This window comes from Gammaproteobacteria bacterium (assembly GCA_037388465.1).
Taxonomy (GTDB): domain Bacteria; phylum Pseudomonadota; class Gammaproteobacteria; order SpSt-1174; family SpSt-1174; genus JARRKE01.
Genome location: JARRKE010000056.1, coordinates 1 through 14517, shown reverse-complemented (window position 1 = coordinate 14517; position 14517 = coordinate 1). Strand labels below are relative to the sequence as shown.

Below are 14517 nucleotides of genomic sequence, written 5' to 3'. Positions count from 1 at the left end.
GAGGAACCGGCGAAGACGCAATTGGCCGGTGCGCAAAAACAGATCGGCCAACTGAAGAACGAGCTCAAGGATCTCCAGGGTCTGCTGGCGCAGGCCAAGCAGAATCGCCAGGCCTCCGCCGCGACCAAGGACGAACTCGCCAAACGCGATGCGGAAATCCAGTCCGTCAAAGCGGCACTGGTGCAGGCGCGGGCCGAGATCGAGCGCCTGAACGCCGCCGCGGCCGAAAATTCGGCGCCGGTCGCCGAACATGAAGAGGCGGCAGACCGGAGTGCGCTGCCGGTGCACGGCTTGGCGCAGATGGGCTGGCTGGTCCTGTTCGGGGCGGCGATGATCGGCGTCGGCGTGGCGATCGGCTACGCGCTGCTCCAGCGACGTCTGCGGCGCCGCTATCACGGCATGAAACTCTGAATTCAAAAAGAACAATCCCTGATGAAGATTGCGAGTTGGAACGTCAATTCCCTGCGCGTGAGATTGCCCCAGGTGCTCGACTGGCTGGCGCAGGCCGAACCCGATGTGCTGGCACTGCAGGAAACCAAGCTGCCGGACGATCAGTTCCCGGCGGAAGAGATCCGCGCCGCCGGCTACGAAGTGGTCTACAGCGGTCAGAAAACCTATAACGGGGTTGCCCTGTTGGCGCGCACGGCCATCGCCGACGTGGTAACCGATGTTCCGGACCTGGACGATCATCAGCGGCGCATCCTGGCCGGTACCGTAGGCGATGTGCGGGTGCTCAACCTTTACGTGGTGAACGGCCAGGAGGTCGGCAGCGACAAATACGCCTACAAGCTGGATTGGCTGGACAAGGTGACCCGCTATGTGGAACAGGACATGAAGGCGTATCCGAACTACGTCATTCTGGGCGACTTCAACATCGCGCCGGACGATCGCGACGTGCACGATCCCGAAGCCTGGCACGAACGCATTTTGTGCAGCACGCCGGAACGCGAAGCGTTGCAGCGTCTGCTGGCCCTGGGGTTCGAGGACAGTTTCCGCCGCTTTGAGCAGGAGGAGAACCTGTTTTCGTGGTGGGACTACCGGGCGGCGGGTTTTCGCCGCAACCGCGGCCTGCGCATCGACCTGATTCTCGCCAGCCTGGCCATGGCCGAATCGTGCACTGCCAGCATGATCGATGTCGCGCCGCGGCGTCTGGAACGGCCGTCGGATCATGCCCCCGTGGTGGCCGAATTCGGCCTGGCAGCGGCGGCATGAGGAAGGACCACTCGTGAAATACGCCGACCTGCGCGATTTCATGGCCCAGCTGGAAAAGGCCGGCGAACTCAAGCGCATTACGACCGAGGTCGATCCGAACCTGGAAATGACGGAGATCTGCGACCGTACCCTGCGCGCCGGCGGCCCGGCCCTGTTGTTCGAGAACCCCAAGGGATCGGACATTCCGGTCCTCGCCAATCTGTTCGGCACGCCCAAACGCGTCGCCATGGGCATGGGCGAGGACTCGGTGGAGGCCCTGCGCGAGGTGGGCAAGCTGCTGGCCTATCTCAAGGAGCCGGACCCGCCGCGCGGCCTCAAGGAGGCCTGGAAAAGCCTGCCCGTCTTCAAGAAGGTGCTGGACATGGCGCCGAAGACGGTGCGCAGCGCGCCCTGCCAGGAAGTGGTGCTCGAGGGCGAGGCAGTGGATCTCGGCCGCCTGCCGATCCAGACCTGCTGGCCCGGCGATGCCGGACCGTTGATCACCTGGGGTCTGGTGGTGACGCGCGGGCCGCACAAGCCGCGCCAGAACATGGGCATTTACCGCCAGCAGGTGATCGGCCGCAACCGCGTCATCATGCGCTGGCTGGCGCACCGGGGCGGGGCGCTGGATTTTCGCGACTGGCAGGAGACGCACCCCGGCGAACCGTTTCCCGTCGCCGTGGCGCTGGGTGCGGACCCGGCCACCATCCTCGGCGCCGTCACGCCGGTACCCGACAGTCTGTCGGAGCACGCCTTTGCCGGGCTGCTGCGCGGCGCGCGTACCGAACTGGTCAAATGCAAGGGTTCCGACCTGCAGGTACCCGCCAGCGCGGAGTTCGTGCTGGAAGGCCACATCGTGCCCGGTGACGAGGCGCCGGAGGGTCCGTTCGGCGACCACACCGGTTACTACAACGAGGTCGACCGGTTCCCGGTGTTCACCATCGAGCGTATCACCCACCGCAGACAGCCGATTTACCACTCCACCTATACCGGCCGGCCACCCGACGAACCGGCCATCCTCGGCGTGGCGCTGAACGAGGTGTTCGTGCCCATTCTGCAAAAGCAGTTCCCGGAGATCACCGACTTTTATCTGCCGCCGGAAGGATGCTCGTATCGGATGGCGGTGGTCAGCATGAAAAAACAGTACGCCGGTCACGCCAAGCGGGTGATGATGGGCGTGTGGTCGTTTCTGCGCCAGTTCATGTATACCAAATTCGTCATCGTGGTCGACGATGATGTGGATGCACGGGAGTGGCGCGACGTGATCTGGGCGATGACCACGCGCATGGACCCGGCGCGCGATACCGTCATGATCGAAAACACGCCCATCGACTACCTCGATTTCGCCTCGCCGGTATCGGGGCTGGGCTCCAAGATCGGGTTCGATGCCACCAACAAGTGGCCCGGTGAAACCACGCGCGAGTGGGGTCGGCCGATCGTGATGGACGAGGCCGTGAAACAGCGCGTGGATGAGATGTGGGAGTCGCTCGGTATAGACTAGGGCTGCCCAGCCGGGCCTTCAAACGAAACTCATCGAGAGGAGGGGCAGGCATGCGACACATTATGGTGCTCAACGCCAAGGGTGGTTCAGGGAAGACGACGATCGCGACCAATCTCGCCGCATGGTTCGCATCCATGGGCCAGGAGGTCATTCTCGCGGACCTGGATCCGCAGGGGTCGAGCCTGGCGTGGCTGGCCGCGCGTTCGCCCGCCCGTCCGCGGATTCGCGGCGTGGCCGCGAGCCGGGAAGGGGTGCGACCGGGCCGCAACACCGACGTGGTGATCTACGACGCGCCGGCGGCGGTACACGGACGCGACCTCGGCACCCTGCTGCGCAAGGTGGAGACCGTATTGATCCCGGTGCTGCCATCGCCAATCGACATGCGCGCCGCCTCGGACTTCGTCGCCGAGGTCAGGAAAAACAGCCGTGTCGACCGCAAGGAAGTGAAGATCGCACTGGTGGCGAACCGGGTACGCGAATTCACCAATATCTATCATGAGCTGGAATCGTTCCTGAAAAAGATGAAGATTCCCGTAGTGACCCATTTGCGCGACAACATGAATTACATTCGCGCCGCGGAGCGCGGACTGGGCATTCACGAATTTGCGCCCCATGCGACCGATATCGATCGCCAGCAATGGGAACCGTTGGTGAAGTGGGTCAAGAGCAAGCGCAGCCAACCCTGACCAGCCAATCATTCTGAAGAGGAGAGGACATGGCCCTGCTGGCCCTGATCAAGGACAACGTCGCGATAGCCAAATTTCCGCTCGAGCAGGGGACATTCAGGATCGGTCGCTTGCCGGAAAACGATCTGCAGATCGACGACGAACTGGTGAGTGCACACCACGCCGTTATCGAAATGCAGCGTGCGCCCGAGGGACAGGGCGGTTATATCTATCACATCCGCGACGAGGACAGCACCAACTCGACCTTCGTCAACGGCGCGCCGATTTCACGCGCCAAACTCAATCACAACGACCTGATCCGAATCGGGCTGCACAGCTTCAAGTTTTTCGACGACGGGACGCCGGAATTCGAAAAGACCCGGCGCTTGAAAAAAAGCTGGATACCCGGCGTGTTCTACACGCGCTGAGTCGAATATTCCTCGGCCAGGGCGGCGGCCAGCCCTTGTTCGAGGGTGGGATAGCGTAGCTGGATGCCCAGATCCTGCAGCAGGCGTTCGGTGCGCAGGCGCCGCGATTCATGCAGGTAGGACAGGATGGTCGGACTGAGGCGTTCGGTGGCGAGCGACATCGGTACGCAAGGCGGCCGCTTGAGGCCGCTCAGGTCGGCGAGGCGGTAGAAGAAATCCGTCATGGTCGAAGGGTGGCCGTCGGCGACGTTGTAGATACGCCCGGGAACACCCCTTTCGGCGGCGGCCAGACAGACGGCGGCCAGATCCTCGGCGTGGATCCGGTTGCTGTAGGGCGCCTCATCGGGGCAGATCACCGGCGTATGGGCGCGCAGGCGATCCAGCGGCAGGCGCCCGGGGCCGTAGATCCCCGCCACCCGCAGGATGACCACCTCGATCCCGTCCTGCTCCATGGCCCGCAGGAGTTGCCGTTCCGCGTCGAGCCGGCGCTTGGACCGGTCGGTGCGCGGATGGACGGGATGATCCTCGTCGACCCAGGCGCCTGCACAGTCGCCGTAGACACCGGATGTGCTGATGTACACGATACGGGCCGGTTTTTGATCATGGACCGCATGCAGAAAATTGGTAAGGCGTGAATCGGTCGTCCCGCAGGCCGGCGGCGGGGCAAAGTAATAGACCAATGCATCCGGTTCCGGCAGGGCATCGCCTTCGAGCTGACCATCCAGGTCGGCGGCCACGGCCTGCAGGCCGTGATCGTTGAGCCGCTGCACAGAGGTGGGATGACGCACCAGTCCGCGCGCCGGCTTGCCGGATTCCAGCAGGGATTTCCCTACGCGCAGACCGATGTCTCCGCAACCGACAATGAACACATCCTGCATCGGTTTTTCTCCTCTATGAAATAGGCGAAAATGCCGGACTTTTGCGCCTTCAGTAGTATAGGCTCGCCCGCGGCATCGGCAGAGGAAAAATTCCCGACATGAGTTTCACCATCACCATTCAACCCAGCGGTCACCAGTTCGACTGCGAGGACGATGAAACCGTTCTTGACGCGGCACTGCGCCAGGGGTTTTCCCTGCCGTACGGTTGCCGCAACGGCGCCTGCGGTTCGTGCATGGCCGGCCTGCTCGAAGGTGAGGTCGACTACGGCGGGCAAAATCCGCCGGCCCTGACCGAGGCGGATGCGGCGGCGGGCCGGGCCCTGTTGTGTCAGGCCATGCCGCTCACCGACCTGGAAATCGAGGTCAAGGAGGTCGGGGCCGCCAAGGACATCGTGATCAAGACCCTGCCGGTCAGGGTGGTCGGCCTGGAACGGGCCAACCAGGATGTGATGATCATGAAGCTCAAGCTGCCGGCCACCGAGCGCTTGCAGTTCCTGGCTGGGCAGTACATCGACATCCTGCTCAAGGACGGCCGGCGGCGCAGTTTTTCCCTGGCCAACGCCCCTCACGAGGACGAACACCTGGTACTGCATCTGCGCCACGTGCCGGGCGGCCACTTCACGGATTTCGTCTTCAACGAAATGAAGGAAAAGGCGCTGCTGCGTATCGAGGGCCCGCTGGGCACCTTCTTTTTGCGGGAGGATTCCGACCGTCCGGCGATCCTGGTCGCCGGCGGAACGGGGCTTGCGCCGATGCGCAGCATCCTGATGCATGCCTTCGCGGCGGACATGCAACGGCCGTTTCACCTGTATTGGGGCGTGCGGGGGCGTGAAGACCTGTATCTCGACGAGGAAGTGCGCGGCTGGGCCGCGGCTCACGACAACTTCACCTATACGCCTGTACTGTCCGCGTCGGAAGACGATGCCGCCTGGCAAGGCCGCAAGGGCTGGGTGCACGAGGCCGTGCTGGCGGACCATCCGGACCTGTCGGCCTTCGAGGCCTATATGAGCGGGCCGCCGCCGATGATCCAGGCGGGCAAGGCGGCCTTCCTGACAGCGGGGCTGGCCGAGGACGCCTTGTTCTTCGATTCCTTCGACTACAGCGCGGATGCGCAGCAGGCCATGCAGAAAGCCTGACGCCCGAGGTGTGAACCTCGCACTGAATCAGGCAGAGATCAGCTGGTCGAGGTCCTCGTCCGTCAGGGGACGGTTCTGGGTGGCGAACATCGAGCGCGCGCGGCGGCCTGTGAGCGGCTCGGCGATGCCTTCCACCGCCAGCCTGAGGCCTTTCGAGTAGCACTCCCTCGCCAGGTCGATCTCCTTCATCTGGCGTTCCAGCAGGCGGCCGAGCAGCAGGTATACCTCGGGGCGCGCCTTGAGCTGCAGCGAGGATTCCAGGTAGCCGCGCGCCTTGCCCCACAGCTTGGCTGCCAGGCAGATCTGGCCCAGGGCAAGTAGCAGGGCGGGGTCGCGTGCATGTTGCTCCAGCCAGCCCTCGGCTGTATCCAGGGCGCGGGCCGGATCGGGGAAGTCGATCTGGCCGTAAAGCGTCACCAGTTCCTCGTCCCAGGCCCGCTGCAGTGCCGCCTTGAGCAGCGTCTCGGCCTGCTCGTTGCCGTCGACCTTGAGCAGGGCGCGGGCGTAGACCGCCACGGCGGTGGCGTGCTCCTGGCTCTTGCGCGGCAGTTTTTTCCAGACGGCCTCGAGGCCCGCCAGGTTCTTTTTCTGCACCAGTTCGTCCATGTGTCCGGCGAGGGCTTCGGCCTCCAGTGCGGCCTGGTCCGTTTCGGAAAAGGCCTTGGCACGCCGCAGGGCCGGGAGCAGTTCCAGCAGCGGGCCCCAGTCGTGCAGCCGGTGATGCAGTTTGGCCAGCAGTTTCAGCACGTAGGTGTGGTCGGGCGCCAGTTCGCGCAGATGCTTCAACGTGGCCTGGGCCTGCAGGTACTGATTGGTGGCCAGCTGCAGTTCGGCCTGAGCCAGGCCGACGGCGATATCGGCCCGCCGGTCGCTTTCGATCGCCTTGCGCAGGTACTCGTCGCGCCGGTCATAGGCCTCCAACATCTGTGCGGCGCGGGCGGCGGCGAGGTAGTTAAGCAGCGGGGTGTCGCTTTTTTCCGCCGAGCGGCGCAGCTGGCGCTCGGCGCGCTGCCAGCGGCCTTCGGCGAGGTCGATCAGACCCCGGACCAGGGCGTTGCGCGCGGCGTCCGCCTGGCGGTGCCGGCGCAGGCGCAGCAGATCGCGGGGCAGCAGCCAGGCGCGGATGACGAAGCGCACCAGCAGATAGAACAGGCCCAGGCCGGCCAGGGCGAACAGGACGGCGTCGAACAGGCGCAGCTCCACCGTGGTCTTGCCGACCGCGAGCATCACGTAGCCGGGCGTGTTCAGCAGCCAGGCCGTGGCCGCGGCGCTGACCAGCAGGATCAGCAGAGCAATTAGCAGGCGTTTCATGAGCCGGCCGCCTCCTGCGCCAGCAGGCGCTTAAGCTGTTGCAATGCGTCGGTGATGTCGGGCACCCGGGGATTGAGGTCCACCTGCTGCAGTTGCTTGAGTTCCGCGATCAGCGGTGCGGCCGCGTCGGCCCGGTAATGAGTCTGCATCCAGTCGACGGCGCCGGCCAGCGCCTTGCGATAGGCGGTCTGGTCCTGCTGCAGGGCCGCGCGGCGGGCCGTGTCGAGGTGCAGGCGCAGGGTTTCCAGCCAACGCTGCTCGGTTGCCGGGCTCGGCAGTCCCTTGAGGGGATTCTCGTAATGCTGGATATCGACGCGCTGACGGATCTTGTCCCAGGCGGTTTTGAAAAAGCCGCTCAGCGACGGGGACGGCGCCTCCTGACCGGCGCCGGCGGCCGCATGTTGTGCGGCGGCGGGGGGCTCGGCGGCAAGGACCGGCAGCGGTTTGAGTCGGGCGTTTAGGGCATCGAGCTTGAGCACGGTGCCGACCAGATCGGGCGGCGTGTAGCTCTGCAGTTGTGCGAGGTCGCCGGCGATGGTGCGGCGTACCGGAATCAGTTTGGGATCGGACAGGCGGAACAAGGCATCGTCGGCCGCCTTGAGCGCCGCCGAGGCGGCGTGCACGTTGCCGGTAATCTGCAGCGTCCGGCTGGCGACACGCAGCAGATATTCGACTTCGGCCAGGGTCCAGGCACGCTGGTCGCGACCGGCCAGTTTGGAAAGCTTGGACAGGTTCCCGGCGAGCGTCTTGAGCTCGGCCTGGGTGGCGGTGCTTTGCTTTGCGAGAGTGTCGAGACGCTCGCTCAGGGTCGCTACGGCGGCGAGACCGTCCGGCGCGTCGACGCGCTGCTGGAGAGCGGCGAGCGCCTGCTGCTGGGCGGCGAACTGTTGGGTGTAGTTCTGCCACAGCCAGTAGCCGCCGGCCCCGCCGGCGGCGAGCAACACCACCAGCAGCAGGTTGAACCACAGTGCAAGCCGCAGGCCCTTGCCGCCCCGGGCCTTGGGCGTCGAGGTTTCGCGCTTCGGGCTTTCGGCGGACGGCGGGGGTGTGGTGTCGCCTTTGGCGCCGGGCGCCTGCTTGGCCGGTTCGGGCTTGGCGCTCTCCGGCTGGTTCGACGTGACCGTCTTCGTTTGCTTACCGCCCTTGGGCTGGTCGGTCGGGGCGCTTGTCGGCTTGTCAGTCATCGGCGGTTCTCCGCTCCGCGGCCCATTTTTCGAGGGCTTTGAGCATGGCTTCGTCGCTGGGGTCTTCGGCGACCACGGGCGGCAGCTTGTATCCCAGCTGGCGCGCGGTTTCGACCTGCCGCTCGCTGCCGAGCAGCAGGGGCGTCTTGCGCAGCCACATCTGACCCAGCTTGCCGACCATGTCGAACAGGTTGCGCAGCCCCTCGGCACTGGTGACGGTAATGATGTCGATTTCACCGCGCGACCAGTGGTAAAGGATCTTGCCGGTATCGGCCTCGGGCCGGTGCCGGCGATAGGCCTCGGCGTACTCCACCTCGGCGCCGCGCGCCTTCAGGGTATCACCCAGGACCTCCCGGCCACCGCCCCCACGAAAGATAATGATACGTTTGCCGCGCACGTCCTGCATCTCCGGCAGGGCCAGCAGGGCCTCGCTGTCGAAACGGCGTTCGGGCTGGATGTCCGGCCCGCGCCCGTGCTGCTCCAGGGCCAGGGCAGATTTGCGTCCGATGGCGGCCAGTTTGAGGGAGGGCGGCAGCGTTCGCTGCGCGTGGATCAGGTTCATCGCCTTGGCCACGGCGTTGGGACTGATGAACACTGCGATGTCGAATTCATCCAGACGCTCGATCTGGGCCAGCAGGGGACGCGCGTCCTCGAGTTCGGCGATCTCGACGACGGGAAACCGGACGGCCCGGCCGCCGGCCGCCTCGATCATGGCGCAAAAGGGGTCGGCCTGATGGGCCGGGCGGGTGACTAGGACGCTGAGCCCCGCCAGCGGCTGGATCGTGTCCTGGGCTTGTTCTTTCATGTACGTTCCCGAATGTTCACTCATGCGCCAGCCCCAAGGTCTCCAGGATACGCTCCGCCCCCTGATCTATCAGGGATTCGGCGAGGCGCCGGCCCAGCGCCTCGGCCTCGCCGGCGGGGCCGGCGATGTCATCCCGGTACACGTGGCTGCCGTCAGGATAGCCGATCAGTCCGCGCATCCGCAGTTCGCCGCCGTCGAGTTCAGCATAGCCGGCAATGGGAACCTGGCAGCCGCCGTTGAGCCGTTCGTTGAACGCGCGTTCGGCCTGCAGGCGGCAGTGCGTGTCCGCGTGGTCGAGCGGCGCGATGAGATCCAGGATGCGCGCATCGCCGCTGCGCGCCTCGATGCCGATGGCCCCCTGGCCGATGGCCGGCAGGGATTCCTCGGGCGACAGCAGGGCCGTGATCCGCTCGGCGAAGCCGAGGCGCTTGAGTCCCGCGGCGGCCAGAATCACCGCGTCGTATTCGCCTTCGTCCAGCTTGCGCAGCCGGGTGTTGACGTTGCCGCGCAGGTCCAGCACTTGCAATTGCAGATAACGCGCCCGCAGCTGCAGGGCGCGGCGCAGGCTGGAGGTGCCGATGCGCGCACCGTCGGGCAGCTCGTCGGGGTGGGCGTAGCGGTTGGATACGAAGGCGTCGCGCGGGTCCTCGCGTTCCATGATGACCGGCAGGTGCAGGCCTTCCGGAAAGGCCATGGGGACGTCCTTCATCGAATGTACGGCGATGTCGGCGTCGCCGCGCAGCATGCCCTGCTCCAGCTCCTTGACGAACAGGCCCTTGCCGCCGATGCGGGCCAGGGGGCTGTCCAGTACCTGGTCGCCGCGTGTGGTCATGCCCACGAGTTCCACCTCCAGCCCCGGATGCAGCGCACGCAGGCTGGCGGCGACATGTTCGGCCTGCCACAGGGCCAGGGGGCTTTTTCGGGTGGCGATACGGAGCGGAGCGTTCGGCATGGGTCAGGACTGCGGAAAAGGGGCAAACTTTACGCCAAAGGGTGGCGGGACAACAAATTGCCCTGTCTAATGTGTCTTCAGGTAGCGCCGTACGGCAGGGGCGTGACGGCGGCTGATTTCCAGGCGGGTGGGGTCATTGCGCAAGGTGAGCAGCAGGCCGCCGTTGGGGCCTTTTTCCATGCCCGCGACCCAGCGTATGCCGACCAGTGCGTTGCGATGGATGCGCAGGAAGTGGTCACCGAACTCCTCTTCCAGGGCGCGCAGCGAGTCCTCGATGATCACCTCACCGCCGGTGTGGCGCACCGTCACGTATTTCTGGTCGGCCTGGAAATAGAGGATGTCCTCGATGGGCACCAGTTCCAGGCGGCCGCGCAACCGGGCGCAGATATGGGTGCGTGCGCCGGGCGTGTCCTCGATATCCTCGTGGGACAGGCTGGAGAGCTGGGCGCGGGTCAGGCGCGCCGCCTTGCCCAGGGCCTCTTCCAGGGCGGCCTTGCGAATCGGTTTGAGCAGATAGCCGGTGGCGTGGGTCTCGAAGGCCTCGAGGGCATGCTGGCTGTAGGCGGTGGTGAAGATCAGCGCGGGCGGTGCCTCGAGCTCGGTGAGGTGACGTGCGGCCTCGATGCCGTCCATGCCCGGCATGCGGATGTCCATCAGCACCACGTCGGGGTGGGTCGTCTCGGCCTGGCGCAACGCCTCGATGCCGTTGGCGGCGGTCGCGCAGACCTCGTAACCGCCCAGTTCGTTGACCAGGGCGCGCAGCCGGTCGCGCGCGAGCTGCTCGTCGTCGACGATCAGAACCTTCATGCCGTGTGGCCGAGCGGAATGTGGAAACAGACCTCGAAATAGTCATCCCCGGCGTGCACTGCGAAGCGGCTGGCCTCACCATAAGCCAGCTTCAGCCGCTGGCGGATGTTGTCCAGCGCCAGGCGGTTGCCGCGATGCGGCGCGGCGGTTTCGGGGACGGGGTTGCGAATCTTGACCACCAGGGTCTCGCCCTCGTGTTGAATGCCAATGTGGATCGTACCGCCCTGCGGCAGGGGCTGCACGCCGTGATAAATCGCATTCTCCACCAGCGGCTGGATGATCAGGGCGGGGATGGTCTCGTTGCGGGGCAGGTTGTCGTCCACGACCCAGTCCACCCGCAGGTTGTCGCCCAGGCGCAGGGCCTCGATTTCGAGATACTGGCGGGTGATCGCCAGCTCTTCGTCGAGCGGGATGTATTCGCGCTGGTCCAGCGTGGCGCGAAACACGTCGGCCAGGTCCAGCACGGCCTGTTCGGCCTGTTCGGGCGCGGTGCGTGTCAGGCTGGCGATGGAGTTGAGACTGTTGAACAAAAAATGCGGACGAATACGCGCCTGCAGGGCCTGCAGGCGCGCGCGCGCCTGGGCGCGTACATGGCTTTTCCACTGATACTGCACGTAGAAATAGCGGAACGCGACGGCCGAAACGATGGCGCTGATGAGCATGTTGCGCAACAGAAAATGCGGTTCCCAGAAGCCGGCGATCGCGTAGCCACTGCTGTGGTCGCGCACCAGCCAGGTGGCCAGGGCGGAAAAGATCAGGGTGATGAGCAGCGAGATGGCGAAAGCGGCGAGAGCGGATTCGCGCGTCTCGAGGCGCGCCAGCCAGCGCCGCAGGTAACAGAGCATGGCGGTGGTGCCGAGCGCGATCCACTGCACGAACAGGGAGATCAGCGCGAAGTCCGTCCACAGGTCGTGGCGAAACCGCACGCTGGCCAGCAGCATGATGATGGCCAGCAGTTCGGCGATCAGAATGACCACCAGGATGACCTGCGGATTGCAGAAATCCGGCAGGAAACACTCCTGGCTGTCGTCTTGCCCCGTTATGTTGTTGTCGGGTTCCTGCGGCATGTGCGCGGCTCCGTGATGGACAGAGTTTAAGCAACTCGGGGAACATCCCCAAGCCGGCTCGGACCGGTGCCCCGATGATATACTGCGCCGCGACCGAAAACGGTGTGCCTATCATGAGCGATCAAGCACAAAACGGCGGCAAGCCCTGGGGCGGCCGCTTTACGGAATCCACCGACGCCTTCGTCGAAGCCTTTACCGCCTCGGTGGGTTTCGACCAGCGCCTGTATCGATACGATCTGGCCGGTTCGCGTGCCCATGCGCGCATGCTGGCCCGCGTCGGGGTGCTGACCGAGGACGAGTGCCGGCAGATACTGAAGGGGCTGGACGAGATCGAGGTCGAGATCGAGACCGGTGGCTTCGAGTGGTCCGTGGCGCTGGAAGACGTGCACATGAACATCGAGGCACGCCTCACCGACCGCATCGGCGCCGCCGGCAAGAAGCTGCACACCGGCCGTTCGCGCAACGACCAGGTGGCCACCGACATCCGCCTGTATCTGCGCGACGTCATCGATCACCTGCAGGGCGAGCTGCGCCGCGCGCGCATGGCGCTGGCCGAACTGGCCGAGCGCGAGGCCGACACCATCATGCCGGGCTTCACCCACCTGCAGGTCGCCCAGCCCGTGACCTTCGGGCATCACCTGCTCGCCTGGCAGGAAATGCTCAGGCGCGACGCCGAACGGCTGGCCGACTGCCGCAAGCGCGTGAACACGATGCCGCTGGGCTCGGCCGCGCTGGCCGGCACCAGCTATCCGCTGGACCGGGCCTATACCGCCGAACTGCTCGGTTTCGATCGGGTGAGCTGCAACTCGCTGGATGCGGTCAGCGACCGTGACTTCGCCATCGAATTCTGCGCCTGCGGCAGCCTGATCATGATGCACCTGTCACGCTTTGCCGAGGAGATGGTGCTCTGGTCGTCGGCCCAGTTCGGCTTTGTCGAACTGCCGGACCGGTTCTGCACCGGGTACAGCGTCATGCCGCAGACAAAATATCAGGACGTGCCCTAACTGATGCGCGGCAATACCTGACGAACCTACGGTCATCTCATGAGCCTGCTGACCCTGATGAAGAGCCAGCCGCTTGCCTATAACAAGGACAATCAGGAAGACAAGGAACCCCTGTTCGACACGGTGGATACCCTGGAAGGCAGCCTGCGCGCGTTCGCGGACATGATTCCCGCGCTGCAGGTGAACCGCGAGGCCATGCGCCGGTCGGCGTGCGCAAGGGCGTGCCTTTCCGCGACGCCCACGAGGTCGTCGGCAAGGCGGTGGCGGAAGGGGTGCGCAGCGGCCGCGATCTGGCCGAGATGGGGCTGGACGAACTGCGGGGATTCAGCGCGGCCATCGAAGCGGACGTGTTCGAGGTGCTGACCCTGGATGGCTCGGTGGCGGCGCGGAACCTGCTGGGCGGTACCGCCCCGGCGCAGGTGCGTCTGCAGGCGGCCGAGGTGCTGGCGGAACTGGCCGAATAGGCGGACGGCGTCTTCTAGTATTCCTGTTTCTGGGCGACCAGCAGCGCCTCCGGCACCCGTACCTTCACGGCGGCGGCCAGCTCCAGGCAGATGCCGGGCACCGGCCGGACCGTCACCCAGAGCGTATTCAGCTTCAGGTTCATGTCCGCGAATACCACCACGTTCTGGTAGTAGCGCAGCACGGCCTCGATCTCGCGCAGCGTCTGCTGGATGTAATCCTGCGGGCGCTTGCACAGCTTGGGGATGATCATCATGAAGTCGCTCAACGGGCGGCCGTGCTCGTCGCGGGTCGGGGCACGCTTGTACAGCGGTTCGCCGGGATGCAGTCCCGCGCTCAGGCGGGGGCTGCGGGCGGACGGGGTATCGAGATCGGGCATAAATCAATCATAGCCAACGCTGGTTTGAATGCCAGCGGCGTGTTCGTCGCCGAACCGCGCTGCCAGCCAGGCGCCGATGTCGCGCAGTTCCTCCAGGCACACGCCGTGCGCGACGGGATATGTTTTGAACTGGATGGATTTGGTTCGTTCTTCAAGCCATCTGGCGGTATCTTCACCGATTTGCACGGGGATCAGCGGGTCCTCCCGTCCGTGGGCCTGAAACACGGGCGGGGCAGCGCCCTCTGCCCGCATATGCGCGAGTAGTTCCGGGTTGCGCGGCAGATAACAGGACAGGGCGACGACGCCCCCGATGCGTTCCGGCCAGCGCAGGGCGGCGGCCAGCGCGACCACCCCGCCCTGGGAAAAACCGGCCAGCAGAATGCGCGCAGGCGGTATGCCGCGGTCCCGCTCGACTTCGATGAGTGTTTTGACCTGTTCGGTGGATTCGAGGATCTGTTCGACGGCCTCTCCGCTGCCGAAGTCCAGGCTTCGATAATCGAACCAGGCCCGCATGGCCATGCCGCCGTTGATGGTGACCGGGCGTACGGGGGCGTGCGGGAATACGAAACGCACATGCAGCCCGGCGGGCAGACCAAGCTCGGGGATGACCGGCTCGAAGTCGTGGCCGTCGGCGCCCAGTCCGTGCAGCCAGATCACGCTCGCATCCGGCGCCGGGCCGGTGTCGATGACGACGGGTGGGGTGTTCGGGTCCATGGGCGGATTATATCCGCGCCGGGTGGCGGTGAG

General features: G+C 65.4%; 15 protein-coding genes and 1 pseudogene. 7 read left to right on the top strand and 9 right to left on the bottom strand.

Annotated elements, in window-relative coordinates:
* The 5 genes from P8Y64_10530 to P8Y64_10510 form a co-directional block, all read left to right on the top strand.
* Positions 1 to 411, top strand: a 411-nt coding sequence (locus P8Y64_10530) for a hypothetical protein (GenBank protein ID MEJ2060903.1), incomplete at its 5' end; no start/stop codon positions are given.
* 21 nt (positions 412 to 432) lie between these two features.
* On the top strand, positions 433 to 1212 hold the full coding sequence (gene xth / locus P8Y64_10525; GenBank protein ID MEJ2060902.1) for an exodeoxyribonuclease III: 780 nt from the start codon (positions 433 to 435) through the stop codon (positions 1210 to 1212).
* 13 nt (positions 1213 to 1225) lie between these two features.
* Positions 1226 to 2692: a 4-hydroxy-3-polyprenylbenzoate decarboxylase gene (ubiD, locus tag P8Y64_10520; GenBank protein ID MEJ2060901.1), complete on the top strand. Its 1467-nt coding sequence runs from the start codon at positions 1226 to 1228 to the stop codon at positions 2690 to 2692.
* A gap of 50 nt (positions 2693 to 2742) precedes the next feature.
* Entirely contained in the window at positions 2743 to 3378 is a 636-nt protein-coding gene (locus tag P8Y64_10515) for an AAA family ATPase (GenBank protein ID MEJ2060900.1), read from the top strand.
* Between the two features lie 29 nt (positions 3379 to 3407).
* A complete protein-coding gene (locus P8Y64_10510; GenBank protein MEJ2060899.1) occupies positions 3408 to 3785 on the top strand; it encodes an FHA domain-containing protein in 378 nt (125 codons plus the stop codon).
* On the opposite strand, the gene P8Y64_10505 is transcribed toward P8Y64_10510, so the two are convergent.
* Positions 3773 to 4663: an SDR family oxidoreductase gene (locus P8Y64_10505; GenBank protein MEJ2060898.1), complete on the bottom strand. Its 891-nt coding sequence runs from the start codon at positions 4661 to 4663 to the stop codon at positions 3773 to 3775. The genes P8Y64_10510 and P8Y64_10505 overlap by 13 nt on opposite strands.
* Before the next feature lie 98 nt (positions 4664 to 4761).
* On the opposite strand from P8Y64_10505, the gene P8Y64_10500 reads away from it, so the two are divergent.
* Positions 4762 to 5799 (top strand): CDP-6-deoxy-delta-3,4-glucoseen reductase, encoded by a 1038-nt coding sequence (locus P8Y64_10500; protein MEJ2060897.1) that lies wholly within the window; start codon positions 4762 to 4764, stop codon positions 5797 to 5799.
* Positions 5800 to 5826: 27 nt separating this feature from the next.
* On the opposite strand, the gene P8Y64_10495 is transcribed toward P8Y64_10500, so the two are convergent.
* The 6 genes from P8Y64_10495 to P8Y64_10470 form a co-directional block, all read right to left on the bottom strand.
* Positions 5827 to 7110 (bottom strand): heme biosynthesis HemY N-terminal domain-containing protein, encoded by a 1284-nt coding sequence (locus P8Y64_10495; protein ID MEJ2060896.1) that lies wholly within the window; start codon positions 7108 to 7110, stop codon positions 5827 to 5829.
* The gene (locus P8Y64_10490; GenBank protein MEJ2060895.1) at positions 7107 to 8294 is read right to left on the bottom strand and encodes a uroporphyrinogen-III C-methyltransferase; all 1188 of its coding nucleotides are present in this window, start codon (positions 8292 to 8294) and stop codon (positions 7107 to 7109) included. The genes P8Y64_10495 and P8Y64_10490 overlap by 4 nt, the downstream gene beginning before the upstream one ends.
* The gene (locus P8Y64_10485) at positions 8287 to 9099 is read right to left on the bottom strand and encodes a uroporphyrinogen-III synthase (protein ID MEJ2060894.1); all 813 of its coding nucleotides are present in this window, start codon (positions 9097 to 9099) and stop codon (positions 8287 to 8289) included. The genes P8Y64_10490 and P8Y64_10485 overlap by 8 nt, the downstream gene beginning before the upstream one ends.
* Positions 9100 to 9115: 16 nt before the next feature.
* Complete coding sequence (hemC, locus tag P8Y64_10480; GenBank protein MEJ2060893.1) at positions 9116 to 10051, bottom strand: hydroxymethylbilane synthase; 936 nt, start codon at positions 10049 to 10051, stop codon at positions 9116 to 9118.
* Between the two features lie 66 nt (positions 10052 to 10117).
* Complete coding sequence (locus tag P8Y64_10475) at positions 10118 to 10858, bottom strand: LytTR family DNA-binding domain-containing protein (protein MEJ2060892.1); 741 nt, start codon at positions 10856 to 10858, stop codon at positions 10118 to 10120.
* Complete coding sequence (locus P8Y64_10470; GenBank protein MEJ2060891.1) at positions 10855 to 11925, bottom strand: histidine kinase; 1071 nt, start codon at positions 11923 to 11925, stop codon at positions 10855 to 10857. The genes P8Y64_10475 and P8Y64_10470 overlap by 4 nt, the downstream gene beginning before the upstream one ends.
* Before the next feature lie 113 nt (positions 11926 to 12038).
* Here P8Y64_10470 and argH point away from each other — a divergent pair.
* Positions 12039 to 13393, top strand: a pseudogene (argH, locus tag P8Y64_10465) (argininosuccinate lyase).
* A gap of 14 nt (positions 13394 to 13407) precedes the next feature.
* Here the strand turns inward: argH and P8Y64_10460 are convergent.
* Together P8Y64_10460 and P8Y64_10455 are read right to left on the bottom strand one after the other, a co-directional pair.
* On the bottom strand, positions 13408 to 13770 hold the full coding sequence (locus tag P8Y64_10460) for a hypothetical protein (GenBank protein MEJ2060890.1): 363 nt from the start codon (positions 13768 to 13770) through the stop codon (positions 13408 to 13410).
* A gap of 3 nt (positions 13771 to 13773) precedes the next feature.
* Positions 13774 to 14484, bottom strand: a complete 711-nt coding sequence (locus P8Y64_10455; GenBank protein MEJ2060889.1) for an alpha/beta hydrolase-fold protein — start codon at positions 14482 to 14484, stop codon at positions 13774 to 13776.
* Between the last annotated feature and the right edge of the window lie 33 nt (positions 14485 to 14517).